This window comes from Mucilaginibacter gynuensis (assembly GCF_039541195.1).
Lineage (GTDB): Bacteria > Bacteroidota > Bacteroidia > Sphingobacteriales > Sphingobacteriaceae > Mucilaginibacter > Mucilaginibacter gynuensis.
In genome coordinates, this window is sequence record NZ_BAABFT010000005.1 from 73,512 (window position 1) to 90,811 (window position 17,300).

At 44.7% G+C, this 17,300-nt stretch carries 8 protein-coding genes; 5 read left to right on the forward strand and 3 right to left on the reverse strand.

Annotated elements, in window-relative coordinates; genetic code table 11:
- Positions 1–49: 49 nt before the first annotated feature.
- Positions 50–3,247, reverse strand: a complete 3,198-nt coding sequence (locus ABD894_RS11455; protein WP_345211167.1) for a glycoside hydrolase family 2 TIM barrel-domain containing protein — start codon at positions 3,245–3,247, stop codon at positions 50–52.
- Between the two features lie 478 nt (positions 3,248–3,725).
- Here ABD894_RS11455 and ABD894_RS11460 point away from each other — a divergent pair, with 478 nt between their 5' ends.
- The 3 genes from ABD894_RS11460 (at position 3,726) to ABD894_RS11470 (ending at position 12,029) form a co-directional block, all read left to right on the forward strand.
- Positions 3,726–7,880 carry a hybrid sensor histidine kinase/response regulator transcription factor gene (locus ABD894_RS11460; RefSeq protein WP_345211168.1) on the forward strand — a complete coding sequence of 1,385 codons (4,155 nt, stop codon included), beginning with the start codon at positions 3,726–3,728 and terminating at the stop codon, positions 7,878–7,880.
- 57 nt (positions 7,881–7,937) lie between these two features.
- On the forward strand, positions 7,938–9,032 hold the full coding sequence (locus ABD894_RS11465) for a glycoside hydrolase family 76 protein (protein ID WP_345211169.1): 1,095 nt from the start codon (positions 7,938–7,940) through the stop codon (positions 9,030–9,032).
- A 543-nt stretch (positions 9,033–9,575) separates the two neighbouring features.
- Positions 9,576–12,029, forward strand: a complete 2,454-nt coding sequence (locus ABD894_RS11470) for a glutaminase family protein (RefSeq protein WP_345211170.1) — start codon at positions 9,576–9,578, stop codon at positions 12,027–12,029.
- Between the two features lie 110 nt (positions 12,030–12,139).
- Here ABD894_RS11470 and ABD894_RS11475 read toward each other — a convergent pair whose 3' ends face one another.
- Positions 12,140–12,400, reverse strand: coding sequence for a hypothetical protein (locus ABD894_RS11475; protein ID WP_345211171.1), 261 nt, complete (start codon positions 12,398–12,400; stop codon positions 12,140–12,142).
- A gap of 152 nt (positions 12,401–12,552) precedes the next feature.
- Between ABD894_RS11475 and ABD894_RS11480 the strand changes: the two genes are divergently transcribed.
- Entirely contained in the window at positions 12,553–12,714 is a 162-nt protein-coding gene (locus ABD894_RS11480) for a hypothetical protein (RefSeq protein WP_345211172.1), read from the forward strand.
- 217 nt (positions 12,715–12,931) lie between these two features.
- On the opposite strand, the gene ABD894_RS11485 is transcribed toward ABD894_RS11480, so the two are convergent.
- Entirely contained in the window at positions 12,932–15,223 is a 2,292-nt protein-coding gene (locus tag ABD894_RS11485; protein ID WP_345211173.1) for a S9 family peptidase, read from the reverse strand.
- Positions 15,224–15,520: 297 nt separating this feature from the next.
- Between ABD894_RS11485 and ABD894_RS11490 the strand changes: the two genes are divergently transcribed.
- On the forward strand, positions 15,521–17,296 hold the full coding sequence (locus tag ABD894_RS11490) for an aminopeptidase P family protein (protein WP_345211174.1): 1,776 nt from the start codon (positions 15,521–15,523) through the stop codon (positions 17,294–17,296).
- The last annotated feature ends 4 nt before the right edge of the window (positions 17,297–17,300 follow it).

Here is a 17,300-nt window from a genome sequence, read left to right on the forward strand (position 1 = left end):
CAGCCTTGCAGCAGTAAAACTAAACTTAATTGTAGAAGGGATTGGGGCTTTATTTCTTTTTCAGCAATTGCAACTGATAGCTAAAGGTAGTTGGTACGGCATACACACGGAAAGGCTCTAAAGGTACCGGGCCGCAACCGAAGGTACCTACGCCCAGCGTTTTATGGCTGATACACAAAACAGTGCCTTTACTTTTTGGCAGATCTATTTTGTACTCTACATTTTCCATCTCTTCATCGCTGTAAGGCAACGCGGCTACCTGTAACAGGGCGGTATCTTTTTTAACCAATAGCCCCTCTCCTTTTACCGATGTTACATTCGCCCAACGCACATCCTCATGGTTACCGCTTTCCATCGGTTTTTCGTAAGGCGTTTGTTGTTTGGCTACGCTGCTGGCGTAATGCCCTACGTCCGATCCGCTTTTACGGTCGGCATAGTTTTCCATCGGGCCGCGGCCAAAATATTCAAACTGGTCAAGATCTTTATTCAGGAACAAACGCACCCCAATGCGTGCCAGTACCAGTTTAGGATCGCTGAAGCTCACATTGTTTACCGCTTTTACCGTTCCGTTAGCATTAATGGTATAAGTTACCTGGTGCTGCACGGTAAAGTTTTGCTTACCCGTACCTGTCAAACTCACCTTAATTTCAACCACACCGGGAGCTGGCTGGCTACTTTTTACTTCGTTAACCACCCAGCTGATATTTTTAAGGCCATTCTTATCCCAGTTAGGTGAGGTCCAGGTATCATCTATCTGGTGCGGGGCACGCCACAGGTGCAGCATAGGGCCGCCATCTGCTTGCAGCAGGTTATTGCCGTTCTCTTCTATTTTAGAGAAAGTGCCTTTCGCTTTGCTAAATTCCAGCGCGAAACCATTGCCTTTTACATTGATCGCTTCTTTGCTATCGGCAAGCGTTAATGTGCCGGTTACGGTTGGGGCAACAGCCGGAACAGCTACCGGTAATTCAAATTGCTGCGAGGCTACTTCGTATCCTTTTTTAGCCCAAAGTTCATCGGCACCCAAATCAAATGACACTCTTAAAAAGTACTCGGCACCCGGTTTAGGCGTAACGCTGTAAGGTATTTTCACATCCTTTTGCTCACCCGGCTTTACCGAACCAAGGGCTAACCCGCCTTTAGCCACTACATCACCATTTTCAGTTAATTCCCACTTGCCTGTAAGGCTGTTAAGGTTAGTGAACTGGTAACGGTTTTTGATGGTGAACAATTGTGCTTTTAAATCGGCCGCCACTATGCTTACCCATTGATAAGCGTGTTTCAGTTCGGGATAATGCGGTTTAAGCGATCTATCGGAAAACACCACGCCCTTATGAATATAATACCTATCGTTAGGAAACTCACCGAAGCCGCCGCCAAACGCGGTTATCGGGTGTTTAGGGTCGCGATTATTATAAATACCCTGATCCTGCCACTCCCAAATAGCACCGCCCAGCAATGCAGGGTACTTATCAAACAAATCGTTATACAGATCAACCGCGCCCATAGAGTTAAACATGGCGTGGGCGTATTCGCACAGGTAAAAAGGTTTAGTAAGCGAATTATCCTTCGCATGTTTTTCGAGGTTTACCAAGTCGGTATACATCTGGCTATCCATATCTGCCGGATTTTTATCACCTATACCGAAACCCTCGTAATGTGTAGGCCTGTCCGGATCAATCGCTTTTATTTCTTTCAGCGCGGCCCTGAAATTAGTACCCCCGCTGCCGTTCTCGTTACCTAAGGACCATATTACTACCGACGGATGGTTTTTGAAATTCTCCACATTAGCCACGTTACGCTCAATAATAGCGGCTTTAATACGGGGCTCGTCGTTAAAGTCATTCATAGCGCCATGGCATTCCACATTGGCTTCGGCAACAAGGTAAAGCCCGTATTGGTCGCACAGCTCATACCAGCGCGGGTCATCAGAGTAATGGCTGGTACGCACATGGTTACAGTTGGCCTGTTTTATCAGGATAATATCTTTAATCATTTGCGCTTCGGTAACCGCGTGACCGTCATCCGGCCAGTTCTCGTGGCGGTTTACCCCTTTCAGTTTGATGGGCACTCCGTTCACCAAAAACAAACGGCCTTTAAGCTCTATCTGGCGGAAACCGGTACGTGCCGAAAGGGTTTCAACAGTACGCGCGCCATCATTAACAGTAATAACAGCGGTGTACAGGTTAGGCGTTTCGGCAGTCCACTTTTTAGGGTTGGCTACGTTAAAGCTTACATTAACCGTTACTTCTTCACCGGGTTTTAACGCCGGAATGGCTTTTTTACCAACAGCGCCCGCTACAGGTACAGTGCCATTATACAGGGCAACGTTTAATACCTGTGCTTTTGTTGGCGTAGTGCCGTAGTTTTTCACTTTGGCAGTGGTTACCAGCTCGGCATTGCGATATTGTTTATCCAGGTTGGTTTTGATGAAATAATCGCGAACATGCGCTTGCGGACTGCTCCATAGTGTCACATTTCTGAAAATACCGCTCAATCGCCACATATCCTGATCTTCGAGGTAGCTGCCCGTGGTAAAGCGGTACACCTCAACGGCCAGTATATTTTTGCCCGGCTTAAGGTATTTGGTCAAATCGAACTCGGCAGCATTACGGCTGTTTACGCTATAGCCTACTTTTTTGCCGTTCACCCAAATAAAGAAACCGGCATCAACACCATCAAAAGTAATGAAGATGCGACGGCCTTTCCAGGTAGCAGGCACCGTAAAATCGCGGCGGTAACTACCTACCGGGTTACGCTCTTTATAGGCGGTAAACTTTTCGGGAGGCGCACTCATCACCTTCGGAAAATCTTTTTGAAAAATGTAATTGTAGTTACTGTAGTAAGGTGTACCGTAACCCTCTACCTGAAAGTTCGACGGCACTTTAATATTTTTCCAGCCCGATACATCATAATCTGTTTTATAAAAATTAACAGGACGCTTTTGAGGCCAGTCGACCCAGTTAAACTTCCATAAGCCGTTTAAACTTTGGCTGTAGGTGGAGGCATGCCTGTTGGTCGCCAGCGCTTCTTTTAACGACCCATAAGGCATTAAGGTAGCGTGGTTAAGCTCTTTATTGATACCGATATTTTCGGGGTCTTCAATTTCCTTGGGTACTGTCGCGGTATCTGTTGCCGACAAAAAGTTACCCGTTTGCTGCTGAAAGCCAAAACTACGGCTATAGCTGCACACAAAAAGAAAAGCCAGTAATGCACCGGCAATTATTTTTTTTGATAGAGGTTGGTTCATGAATTATTAATAATGGTTAGTTTAAACGGTATGGTTTATCGTAAAGCAAATAACCGCATTTTTAAAAACAGTGGCTTGCCATAGCATACATATTTGTTGACACAGCGTACACTAATGTTAAAGCGGCAATACAGAGCCATTGTATCACGCGCGGAGATCTTGAATAGCCTCCAAAACAAACACCTGATAGAAAGGCTCTTTACACAAATGCGCCAATATTAAAATCATACATATTTTTTGACCAAGCGTACATTTCGCAGCCTTATAATTCTGTTTATTGGGCATATAAATTCATTTTTGCGGGCGTTGTTATTTCAATTAGGCAAAAGATCAAATAAAGCCATAGTTTTGAAAAAAGCCGCGTAACCAATTATGCAAGCATGGCCATAACAACCAATGCTTTAAATTTACTGGCAAAAGGGCGCTAATATTTATGCGGCTTTTTATTTTTAAAGATTAGTTTGAACACCCGGTATAAATGAGAATTAACAACCTGTTTTGTTTTAATAAAGAAACTTACGCCAAAGGTTTGTGTTTTCTGCTGCTGTTTATTTTCGGTGCCGTTAACCTTAGCCCGGGGCAGTCGTACCCTTATAAATTCAATTACATTACGGTTGATGAAGGCCTCTCGCATACCGATGCCAACGATATTGTGCAGGACAAGCATGGTTACATTTGGGTGGCTACTAACTTCGGGCTCGACAGGTATGATGGTTATTCGGTAAAGAAGTTTTACAATACCAATGTGCCGTTAAACAACGCCTTTAAAAACCGCCTCAACAGTTTATTTGCCGATGATGATGACAATATTTGGCTAAGTACCGAAGGCGGCCTCCAATGCTTTAATACCCACACCGAAAAATATATAGACTACCGCAGCAATAAAAGCGATTACGGAATCTGGAAGATCTACAAACCCGCAGGCAACCGTATTTATGGCCTGGCCTGGAATTGCATAAAACTATTTGTTTTGAAAGGCGATACCATTCAGGAGCAGGTGCTACCCGTACCGCACGATGTTGGCTTTAGCGATATGAGCTATGATAACAATGGCTTAATTTACCTCACCAGCAATAAAGGCCTTTGGACACTTGATAAAAGCAACCACTTTAAACAGGTAGCCATAAAAGGCCTGCCCTATCAAAGCATCACCCGCATCAGTTTCGATCACCTTAACAATATAGTACTGGCAAACGAAGGCCGGCTGGCACTCGTTAACAGGCAAAGCCTAACCGTAACCTGGCAATTTACCGCGCCCAATAATCATTACATAAAAAACGTAGTACAAAAAGGCCGTACAGATTATTGGGTGAATACCGCCGGGGGCGATTTGCTGCGGCTTAACGATAGCCTGAAACTGATACAGGTGGTTAACAATAAAAGCTCCTTACGCAGCATCAATTCCAACTCGTTGCTGAATATATTCATAGACAGGTCGGAATGTTTATGGGTGGCTACTTTTGGCGGCGGGGTAAATTATTGTGATTTAAACCAAAAGCTGTTTTACACCTTACAGCACAACCCTGAAACCAGCAACTCGTTAAGCGGCAACCACATCCGCTCGGTAATGGAAGATGGCGAAGACCTTTGGATAGGCACTACAGCCAATGGACTTAACCGCTTTAACTTAAAAACACAGGCCTTTACGCACTACAATACTTACAATTCCGCATTACGCTTAAAGAAAGATCTGATAGCTTCGCTCACGCTCGATAACGACCATAATCTTTGGCTGGGCACTGCCAACGGGATAGAAATACTAAAACCCGGCCGCAATGCCTTATGGCAACCACCTGGGTACGACCAGTTCCCTACCTACGTGATAGAAACGCTGGCCAAAGATTACTATGGAAATATATGGTTCGGCAACCATACGGATAGGTATGGTGTAATCTGGAAAGATGCGGCTAACCATTATAACGTAAAATATTATGATGAAGGCTTCTTCATTTTTGCCGATAGCAACCGTCCGCAGTTGCTGGTATCGAGCACGCAGGGGCTTAAGCGATTAGTAATTGATAAAGAGGGCAACATTGTAAAAACCGTCCGTTATAATGCCGGGGCTAAGGGTAATGTGTTGAGTTCCGACTATACCTACCCTATCAGCGGCCGCGATAATACTTATTGGATAGGCACCATTGGCGGCGGCTTAAACAAGCTTTCGTTACAAGCGAACAGCGATGCTTACACCATAAAATCTTATGCTGATAATTACGGTATTTTTAAGGATGTAGAAAGCCTGGAGATTGACAATACAGGCAATATATGGATGGGCGGTAATGGCCTGCAACGTTTCGATCCGGTTAGCGGAAAGCTCATCAGGTATGATAAAAACGATGGTTTGCAGGGCAATAGCTTCAAGGTGGGTTCATCATACAAGGGTGCAGATGGCAGGCTTTACTTCGGGGGTATAAACGGGCTTAATTATTTCTACCCCGATCAAATTAAGCCTAATAATTTAGCTGCCCGCCCTATCCTTACCAGTATACTCATCAATAACAGAAAGCCGCGTTATGGTGAGCAGGATTCATCCGCCAATACCATCGCGGCCCCTATGGGTTACAGCAACGAGTTAAAGCTTAACTACCTGCAAAACAACTTTGTTATATTCTTTTCGTCAATGCATTTTGCTAATCCGCTAAAATGCAAATACCGCTATAAACTGGTAGGTTTTGATAAAGATTGGCGATATACCGACGGAAAGAACCCGAGCGCTACCTACAGCAACCTCAACTATACCGGCTACCATTTTATAGTGGAAGCCACCAATAACGATGGAATTTGGAGCAGCTACAAAGCCGAAACTGCCATCATTATTACACCGCCATGGTGGAAATCCGTCGCGGCTAAGGTGATCTATGCTTTGCTGGTGCTATCGGCACTGGTGGGTATTTACCTTTACCAGGCCAGGTGGTATCGCCTTAAACGCGAGCTGGCAGTCAGGGCCATCAACGAAAAAAAGAAGGAGGAAATGCACAAGCAGCGCGAGGAGCTTTATCAGCAGCAGCTTACCTTTTTCACCAATATATCGCATGAGTTTCGCACCCCGCTTACCCTGATACTGGGGCCGTTGGAAGGCTTGATTACCGAGAATAAGAATGTAGCGCTCAACCACTCCTATCAGCTGATGTTCCGTAACGCCAAAAGACTGATGAACCTGATCAGTGAGTTGATGAACTTTAAAAAAGTGGCCGACAGTATTATCAAGCTACAGGTACAGCCGTTGCTCATCAACCAGTTTTGTAAAGATCTGGCATGGGAGTTTCAAAACCTGGCTACCGGCAAGGGCATCCAATTTACAATGACCGACCATACCGAGGGCGAAACCGGTTATCCGTTCACCAGCTTATTTGATGTGCAGGTGCTCGAAAAAATACTGTTCAACATCCTCAACAATTCCATTAAATACACCAATACCGGCGGGCAGATAGCCTTCGACGTGTTTTTTGATATGGAGAGCTTTAAACCTGCCTTTACTACCGGTTACGAATTATTGAACCAGCAGCACAGGGCAACAAAGTACATCTATTTCCGTGTGGCCGATTCGGGTATTGGTATTTCGGCGGAATCTATTTCCAAGATCTTCGACCGTTATTACCGCTTCAGTAAAAACCATTTGGGTTCGGGTGTGGGTTTGGCATTGGTTAAAAGCCTTACCCAGCTGCACAAAGGCGATATTTATGTGTACAGCGAGCGTTATAAAGGCACCGAGATTGTGATAGGTTTGCCATGGGGCGATGAAAATTACGCCGAAAACGAAAAAGCGATTACCGGCACCGATATGGAAGCCCAGCTGGAACCGATTGATAACTCTACCCTGCTGCCGCTTTCTGTTGCCGAGCAAGATCAGGTAACTGTGGCTTCCAATCCGCGCAAGCGTATCTTGCTGGTAGATGATAACCAGGAACTGCGCGCGTTTTTAAAGCAAACCCTCGAAAAGCATTACCATATTGAAGAAGCTGAAGATGGCAGTTCGGCCATTGAAATGGCCTCGGAGAAATTACCCGACCTGATCATCAGCGATGTGATGATGCCGGGTATGAGCGGTATTGAGCTTTGTAAAATAATTAAGGATACGTTTGAAACCCGGCATATCCCCTTCATTATACTTTCGGCTAAGGACGCGCTGGATACCAAAATTGAAGGGATGGAATCGGGTGCGGATTACTATTTTTCAAAACCCCTCAACATTAACCTGTTGCTGTTAACGGTAAACAATATTTTTGAACAGGCCGAAAAACTGAAACAGCGATATACCGATAATTACCTGTCAGAAGCTACCGAGCTGGTACACTCTAAAAAGGATAAAGAGTTTGTACAAAAACTACTGAACCTGATCGAAGATAACATTAAAGACCCCGAACTGGACGTGGAGTTTTTGTGCACCCACCTGTACATCAGCCGCACAAAATTGTATCAAAAGATCAAGAGCATATCCGACCAATCTGTAGGCGATTTTATACGAACCATCCGCCTAAAAAAAGCCATCCAGATCATGACGCATGAGGATATCGCCATGAACGAGGTGGTAGACCGCATAGGCTTTCAAAGCAGCTCAAACTTTTCGCGGGCGTTTAAAAAGGAATACGGCAAATCGCCGTTACAATACATGCAGGCATTGAAACGGACTTAATAATGAATAACTAACCAAAAGATCATCCATATAAAAATCTAAAACAAATCCCCCACAATGAACTTAAAAAGAAGCTTACAATACGCCGCCGCGCTGGTGGCCATTGCCGTACTTCCCGCAACGCTTAACGCTCAAAATGTAGATTATCAAAAAAGGATCGACGCGCTTCAGCAGGCCATCAATACCCATTTAAGCGATCATAAAACAGGGCTGTACCTCGAAACTAACGATGCCGTGCAAAAAGAGAACCCGCACTCGTGGTTGTGGCCTTTATGCGCTTACATACAAGGCGCTAACGAAATGGAGGTATTGCAGCCTAAAAAGCAATACATGCTGCCCGTTGAAAAGGCGATAGATAAATACTACAGCGCCCAGCCGCCATTACCCGGCTACCAGGATTACGTAACCAAAGAACGCCTGAGCAGTCGTTTTTACGATGATAACCAGTGGATAGCTATTGCCTACCTTGATGCTTATAAACGTAACCATAAAAAGAAATATCTGGAAGTATCTGAACTGATTGGCCGTTATATTTTGGGCGGATTGGATACTGTAACCGGCGGCGGTATTTACTGGAAAGAAGGCGACAAAAGCACCAAAAACACCTGCTCGAACGGACCGGGCATACTGGTATTGCTGGAGTTGTACAAGGTAAACCACAAGGCATCGTACCTTAAAACGGCCCTTGATATTTATCACTGGACCAACAAATACCTGCAAGACCCAAACGGCGTGTATTATGATAACATCAGCACTAAAACGCTTAAGGTAAACAAGGATACCTATACCTACAATACAGGTACCATGTTGCAATCGAACGTATTGCTGTACCAGATCACTAAAGACAAAAAATACCTTACCGAAGCACAGCGCGTAGCCAAAGCCGGTCGTGAGCATTTCTTTAAAAACGGCAGGCTGCCAAGCGGTAACTACTGGTTTAACGCGGTAATGCTGCGCGGATATGTTGACCTGTACAAAATTGACAAGGACAAAAACTGGATCGACTTTTACGAAGAAGACGCCGAAGCCATCTGGAACAAAGAACGCGATGCCAACAACCTGGTAGGCGTAGAAAAAAGCAAACGCCTTATTGATCAGGCAGCCATGATAGAAATTTACGCAAGGCTACAGCAGTTGAAAAGCGGTAAGTAAGTTTATTAATAAATCTTCGCGCATTGCGAGGCACGAAGCAATCCCAAACTCACAGAGCGGCTCTGCCAATCGAGGATTGCTTCGTGCTTACCCATGACGTGTTAAAAAAAACTGTCATTCTGAACGCAGTGAAGAATCTTCTTCGCTATGCTTGTCTGCGATAGATGCTTCGTTCCTCAGCATGACAGTGGAGAGTGGTGGTGTGCCATCGTCATTTACCTTCAAAGTCTAAAAAGAGTTAAAATTCTTTCAATGACGCATTTTGGTAATTTCAGAAACTACAACATCACCCAATATCTACCATAGTTTTTAAAAGAAATAAAATGTTTATCGATTGCTAAACAGGCAGTTCTTCATATCCTCTCAATATTTCATCATATCGGTTCAATCAGTGTTTGCACTGTGTTTTCGTGTGGCTTTTAGCTTATATTTAGGTCTGCAATACTGCTCAATATGAGTAATAATAACCTAATTATATATAATAATATCATACAATAAGCTTTAAACAATCCCTAATAAACTATCCGTTAAACCCTACAAAAAATGATGAATAAATTACTTTCAATTGCCTGCGGACTGCTATGTATTTCGTGTGCTAACGCGCAGGTAAGGCAGGCACCGGCGTACCCGCTTATCACGCACGATCCTTATTTCAGTATATGGTCCACCAGTGATACGCTTAATGCCGCCACAACTTCGCATTGGACGGGTGCTAACCAATCTTTAAACGGTATTTTAAGTGTAGATGGCAAGCTGTATAACTTTTTAGGTAAGGTTGAAAAGGTGTATAACACCATCATCCCGGCAGGCGACGAAACCAATTATACCGTTAAATATACCGAAAGCAAACCTGCCGACGGTTGGGAAACTGCCTCGTTTAAGGATGCCGACTGGAAAACAGGTGCCGCGCCGTTCGGCTTTGAAAAGGGCGATGCCAAAACTCAATGGAGAACAGACAATATATGGACCCGCAGAACCTTCAACTTAGATAAAGTAAGCGCGAACAAACTTTACCTTAAACTTAATCACGATGAAAACGTGGAAGTATATCTGAACGGTAAACAGGTATACAGCAAAGTAGGCTGGACAGATAGCTTCATTTACATCCCTATCAGCAAGGATCTTTTAAAAACAGGCGAGAATATACTGGCCATACATTGCGTAAATTTAACCGGCGGTCGTTGGTTAGATGCAGGCCTGGTAGCAGAACCCGAAGCCGACAACGCCGCTAATATTACCGAGGCTAAACAAACCGGCCTTAAGTTTAACGCCACCCAAACCATTTATGAATTTACCTGCGGCACGGCTAACCTTACCCTTACTTTCACTTCGCCGCTGTTGATGAACAACCTGGATCTTTTGGCGAGGCCGGTATCATACATCTCGGCTAAAGTAAGCGCTAACGATGGTAATGAGCACCAGGTTAAGTTATACTTTGGCGCTTCAAGCACTGTTGCTACCCACATACCTTTTCAACTGGTAAAAGGGGTTGAATATTCAAGAGATGGCCTCAATATTTTAAAAGCCGGAACTATAGAACAACCCATGCTTAAAAGAACCGGCGATAACGTTAGGATAGACTGGGGATACATGTACGTAGGCGTTCCTGAACAAGCTAAGGCTATCCAAACGGTAAGTACCGAGCTGGACGCTTTGAAAATATTAACTGCCAATACGGATGCCGCCGCGACAGATTTAACCGGTAAAAAACTGGTATTGAACACACTGATCCCTTTAGGTACTGTTGGCAAAACTGCTAAAGAACAGTTCATCCTGATGGGTTATGACGATATGTTCTCTGTTCAATACTTCGGCAATAACCTGCGCCCGTGGTGGAACAACAACGGCACCGAAACCATTGAACACCAAATGGCACTGGCCGCGCAGCAATACGCTGAGGTTGTAAAACAATGCGAAGCATTTGATACACAGTTGTACAATACCGCGCTTAAAAGCGGTGGAGAAGCCTATGCTAATCTTTGCAAAATTGCTTACAGGCAAACCATATCGGCACATAAACTGGCTAAAAGTCCGGAAGGTGAGATATTGTTCTTATCTAAGGAGAACTATAGCAACGGCTCTATCAATACGGTTGATATTACCTATCCATCGGCACCATTATTCCTGATATACAATACCGAATTGTTAAAGGGAATGATGAACGGCATATTTTATTACAGCGAAAGCGGCCGCTGGACAAAACCATTCGCCTCGCACGATTTGGGTACCTACCCTATTGCTAACGGCCAAACTTACGGCGAAGATATGCCGATTGAAGAATCGGGCAATATGCTCATCCTGAGCGCTGCTATCGCTAAAGCCGATGGCAATGCCGAATACGCTAAAAAACACTGGAAAACATTAACTATTTGGGCCGAGTACCTGAGCAAAGAAGGTTTTGACCCGGCCAATCAATTATCAAGCGATGATTTTTCGGGCCACCTTGCACGTAATGCCAACTTATCGGTAAAAGCTATTGAGGCATTGGGCAGCTACGGAATGCTGGCCAATATGCTGGGCGATAAAACTACCGGTAAAAAATATGAAACCATGGCTAAAGATATGGCCAAACGCTGGATGAAAGCTGCCGATGCAGGCGACCACTACGCGCTTACCTTTGACAACAAGAACACCTGGAGCCAAAAATACAATATGGTATGGGATAAAGTACTCGGCCTAAACCTGTTCCCGAAAACGGTATACAAAAAGGAGATCGATTTTTATTTGACCAAGCAAAACAAGTATGGATTGCCTTTGGATAGCCGCGAAACCTATACCAAATCTGACTGGGTTACCTGGTCGGCTACGTTGGCCGATAACCAAAAGGATTTTGATGCCTTAGTTGCCCCAATGTACAAATTTGCCGTAGAAACAAGTGACCGCTCACCTTTAACCGACTGGCACCGCACCACCAACGCGCAACGTATGAACTTTACTGCCCGCAGCGTAGTTGGCGCATACTTTATAAAAATACTCGACGATAAGTTTAAAAAATAACACAAACCTACCCCCACAATAACAAAATCCCCGCATGGCCTAATGTAAGCCATAGCGGGGATTGTTGTTTTATGCAGATACTTCATACCTGCTTAGTATTTTATATAAGCTTAAGAAACCTGTTCAACAGCAGCGTTAGCTTTAGCTGTAAACGTATGCAGCACCTTATCTTTAAGGGCCACTAATTCTTCGCCGCTCGGTAATTTACCTTTAAGGTCGCTTAAGCCCTTATCAATATTCTCTGATAGCTTGTTGCGTAATTCAGAAGTATTGCCCGAAAGTAGGAAATAGGCCGCAGCACCCGCCGCGACAGTACCAATCAACACAGGCACCAAATACTTGTTGTTATCTTTTTTGAATGGATTTTTCATAATCGTTAAAGTTTTGATTCTATCTGATTAACACCCGTATATCCATCTTGTTTTAGGTTTATTTAATACGTTTACCGCAAAACAATATGATTTATTAACGCATTATATGTACTATCATGGCCACATTGAGGCCTGCTAAACACTATAAAACTATGAAAACATATCATGCAGGATTAATCGTTTGTTTAATGCTTTTGCTGAACAGCTGTTCAGTTATCGGAGGAATATTTAAAGCCGGTGCCGTAACCGGGATCATCGTGGTGATCGTTGTTATCGCTTTGATACTTTGGTTAGTGTCAGCATTCAGGAAGTAATATTTTTACTTAATATCAAGGAATTAAAAAACGAATGTCATTGCGAGGCACGAAGCAATCTCCGGTTTACAGGCACGCTTTGTATAGTTCGCGATTGCTTCGTACCTCGCAATGACACATCTCTTCAAAACACAAAAAAGGCCCGTTAACGAGACGGGCCTTTTAACCAACTGATCAAATTTACTAACCCATGAGAGATATAGTAAATATCTTGCATCTACATTTCGCCTGTATTTTTTGATGGTGGTTCGGCGTTTAGCAGGTGTTTAATAAAAAAGTTTCTTTTGCGGCGACGACCATAAGGCCCGCCATCGCTATGCCCCATGCCGGGTACGGTAAGCAGTTCAAATTCTTTATTGGCTTTTATCAGCGCGTCGGCAAAGCGATAGGTTGATTCAGGCGGTACGTTCTCGTCGGCCTCGCCTACTATCAGCAACAGATCGCCTTTAAGTTTGGCGGCATTAGTGATGTTTGATTGCGCTTCGTAATGAGGCCCAACCGGGTAACCCATCCACTGCTCGTTCCACCATTGTTTGTCAATACGGTTATCGTGGCAACCACAAGCGGCTACGCCCACTTTGTAAAATTCGGGGTGAAACAACAGTCCGCCCGCGGCATTTTGTCCGCCTGCCGAGGTACCGAATAAGCCTACCCTGTTAATATCAGCCTGCGGGTATTTGGCCGCCATGGCCTTCATCCATAATATACGGTCGTCGAAACCGGCATCGGCCAGGTTTTTCCAGCATACATCATGAAAGGCTTTTGAACGGTTGGCCGTGCCCATGCCATCCATCTGAACCACAATAAAACCTAACTGTGCCAGACTCTGCATTTCGTTCACTGCCGAAAAGCTTTTGGGCACAAATGAATCCTGCGGACCGGCGTAAATATTTTCGATGATAGGGTAAGTTTTAGCCGGATCCATAAAGGCAGGGCGGTAGATCACGCCCCATATATCCGTTTTACCATCGCGGGCTTTCGCTACAAATACTTCCGGCAGTTTAATACCGGTAGCCAGCAAGCTGGTTAAATCGGCAGTTTCCAGGTCGGTCACCTTTTTACCATCAGCCGTACGTTTAAGGGTTATCACCGGTGCTACATTCACCTGCGAGTAGGTATCAATAAAATATTTTCTATCCGGCGAGAAAGTAACGCTGTGGTTACCTTTTTCGGGCGTAATGTTTACCAGGTTCTTCCCATCAAAACCAATGCGGTAATAGTGCATAAAGTATGGGTCTTCACCTGCGTTCATCCCACTGGCTTTAAACCATATTTCGCGTTTTTTGGCATCAACGCTGTCAATATCACGCAGCACCCAATTTCCTTTGGTAATCAGCTGCTGCTTACCGGTAATATCATTTACAAGGTAAGCATGTCGCCAGCCATCCTCTTCGGTAACCCAAAGTATCTCGTGGGTTTTAGGCAAGTAACGGGTATCAATACGCTGCTCATAAATAAAGGTGTTAGTTTTTTCGTCGATGATGTTGCGGGTATTCCCGGTTTGCACATCCACCTCTATCACCCGGAAACGCTGGTGACCGCGGTCAACCCTTTCATAGGTAAAATAGCGGGTGCTGCCCTCGCGCCAGCGTAACTTAGGCGTTCCGAAAAAATCTATCTTATCGGTTTTAAAAGGCAATTTGGCTTTTGTAGCAATATTAAATATAAAAGGCTCGTAGCTGGTAAAATCATCACCGGGCTGATCGTACTCATGCGATTTCAATTCGCCACGGGTAGTGCCTGTAACCGAACTCAGCACATAATAAACCTCTTTTGTTTTCTTTGGGTCGATATGGTAACCGATCAGGTTCTTACTATCCGGCGACCATACAAAACCGCCATAAGGCTGGGTAGATGTACCATCGGTAGTAAACTGCACCTCGTGCCCATCACTTACATTTTTAACAAAGAGGTTACCATCTTTCGCGTAAGCTGTCCACTGCTTATCCGGCGATATCGAATCCCTGCTGCGCGAGCCTTCCCAGCGGTAAGTTCGTTGCTGTAAAGGGAGGTTAGGGTTATAAGCCCGGTAATCGGGTTTTGAAGTTTTTTCGGCGGTGTAGGTATTCAGGTCGCATTTTACCCAATCAGCACCGGCTTTAATGGTTACGGCAGTACCATCCTCACTAAAAAGCATATCAGTGAATGGTAGCTTTTGCGCATCGTAAGCAGTACCGGTAAGTTTTGAAAGTGCCGAGGCAATACGCTCATGATCAAAGGCCTTTTTGCGGCTGCCTGTAGCGGCGTTCACCAGGTAATATTCCTGCTTGCGGTTATCAAGGGCTTTGCGGTACCAAAAGGTTTCGCCTTTGGGCTGCCAGTTGGGGGCAATATTGGTAACCACGGCAATATTACGCAGCGCGCTATCCAGATCGTTCGCCTTTTTATACGAGGCTATCACCTCCTGATGGGTAGGCAAATAGGGCGTTACGGCTTGCTGCCCTAAAGCTATGGTAGTAAAAAATGTAGCTGAAGCCATTATCAGCAATGGCGCTAACCTGAAATTCATATTTATAAGTTCGATTAATATAAAACGATCAAATACCGGAACCACCCGCACACCTGCCCGATCGGGCTTTCCTGAACACGGTATACTATATAATGAGCAAACTCGCTTGCCCTTAAAGCGTAAGCTATGTTTCAAAAGTATTGCAAAACTGTAAAGCTTTATACTTGCATTTTAGTTAATTCAGGCCACATTTTAACCTTAGTATCATAAAATCAAATTACTGGCACTTTATGGTAATATGGGTTAGTTTATATAGCGTGTATTACAATACTTTTGCACTATCAATGTTTTTATATCATGACTTATAAAGAAAAACTTGCCGCTATACGTTCGCTGATGAAAGAGAATGGGGTTAGCGCTTATATCATCGCTTCTGCCGATCCGCACATTAGCGAGTATGTGCCCGACAGGTATAAATGTCTTCATTTCGCTTCGGGTTTTACAGGCTCGGCCGGTACGCTGGTGATCACCGAAAGTTTTGCCGGTTTGTGGAGCGATTTCAGGTATTTTGTACAGGCAAACGAGCAACTGGAAAATACCGGTTTTGAACTGGTTAAATTAAAAGTACAACACGCCCCCGAATACATCGACTGGCTGCACGAAACCCTTAACGAAGGGGATACCGTAGCGTTCGATTTTCAATTGATGCCTATCCTATCGGGCGAATTGCTGGAGGGCAAACTGGCCACCAAAAGCATCGGCCTTAAAAATATAGACCTGCTGAACCCCGTATGGAAAAATCGCCCTGCCCTGCCTGCCGACGCCGCGTTTTTGATAGACGAGCAGTTCACCGGGCAATCGGTACAGGATAAACTGGCTGCTGTTAGAGATTCGCTTAAAAAACAAGGGGCTGCCTACCACCTTGTTTCATCATTAGATGATATGGCTTGGTTGTTCAACATCCGTGGTAACGATGTAAGCTATAACCCTGTGGTGTTGAGTTTCGCTTTGATAAATGCCGATACAGCTACCCTGTATATCGACAATAGTAAGATAGCCGATGCAGACAAACAAAAGCTACAGCAAAGCGGTGTAGCCATAAAACCTTACGAAGCCATAGCCGACGATTTGCAGCAGCTACCGGCAGATACCAGCATCTTTATCGACCCTAAACGTAACTGTTTCGGCTTTTTAAAGTTGTTACCGGCAGGTGTTAAAGTAATTAAAGACATCAATCCATCTACCCATTTCAAAGCGGTTAAAAACAACGTTGAAGTAGCAAACATTCGCCAGGCGATGGTAAAAGATGGCGTAGCCATTACCCGCTTTTTTAAATGGGCCGAAGAAAATGTTGGCAACATCAGCATAACTGAACTTAGCGCTGCCGAAAAGCTGAAAGGCTTCCGTGCAGAGCAGGATGGTTTTGCCGGGGTGAGCTTTAATACCATTGGCGGTTACAAAGCCCACGGCGCGCTGCCTCATTACGCAGCCACTCCGGAAAGCGATAGCGAGATACTGCCTGAAGGTTTGTTCCTGATAGATTCGGGCGGACAGTATTTTTACGGCACTACCGATATTACCCGCATGATGCCATTGGGCAACAATACCGATGAGGAAAGTACCGATTACACATTAGTGCTGAAAGCGATGATAGAAGGCTCGGGCACCCTGTTCCCAAAAGGGACTTGCGGCTACCAGATAGATGCGATATGTCGTAAACCGATGTGGGATTATGCCCGCAATTATGGCCACGGTACCGGGCACGGCATAGGTTTTTACCTGAACGTGCACGAAGGTCCGCAGGTGTTTAACGCTACGGCTACCCCTATCCCGGTTGAGCTGGGTATGATCACCTCCATCGAACCCGGAATATACCGTCCGGGCAAACATGGCATCCGTATAGAAAACCTTGTTTTAACTATTGAGAACAGCGTTAACGAATTTGGCGAGTTCTACGCTTTTGAAACGCTTACGCTGGCACATATTGATACCCGCCTCATTAAAAAAGACCTGTTGGAGCAATACCACATCAACTGGCTTAACCAATATCACCAAACCGTTTACGATAGGCTTAGCCCACAACTGAACGACGAAGAAAAGCAATGGCTTAAAGAAAAGACCAAAGCGATATAAAACA

Coding starts and splice junctions, on each gene's coding strand:
- ABD894_RS11455 (WP_345211167.1), bottom strand. CDS start 3,247: ATGAACCAACCTCTATCAAAAAAAATAATTGCCGGTGCATTACTGGCT.
- ABD894_RS11460 (WP_345211168.1), top strand. CDS start 3,726: ATGAGAATTAACAACCTGTTTTGTTTTAATAAAGAAACTTACGCCAAA.
- ABD894_RS11465 (WP_345211169.1), top strand. CDS start 7,938: ATGAACTTAAAAAGAAGCTTACAATACGCCGCCGCGCTGGTGGCCATT.
- ABD894_RS11470 (WP_345211170.1), top strand. CDS start 9,576: ATGATGAATAAATTACTTTCAATTGCCTGCGGACTGCTATGTATTTCG.
- ABD894_RS11475 (WP_345211171.1), bottom strand. CDS start 12,400: ATGAAAAATCCATTCAAAAAAGATAACAACAAGTATTTGGTGCCTGTG.
- ABD894_RS11480 (WP_345211172.1), top strand. CDS start 12,553: ATGAAAACATATCATGCAGGATTAATCGTTTGTTTAATGCTTTTGCTG.
- ABD894_RS11485 (WP_345211173.1), bottom strand. CDS start 15,223: ATGAATTTCAGGTTAGCGCCATTGCTGATAATGGCTTCAGCTACATTT.
- ABD894_RS11490 (WP_345211174.1), top strand. CDS start 15,521: ATGACTTATAAAGAAAAACTTGCCGCTATACGTTCGCTGATGAAAGAG.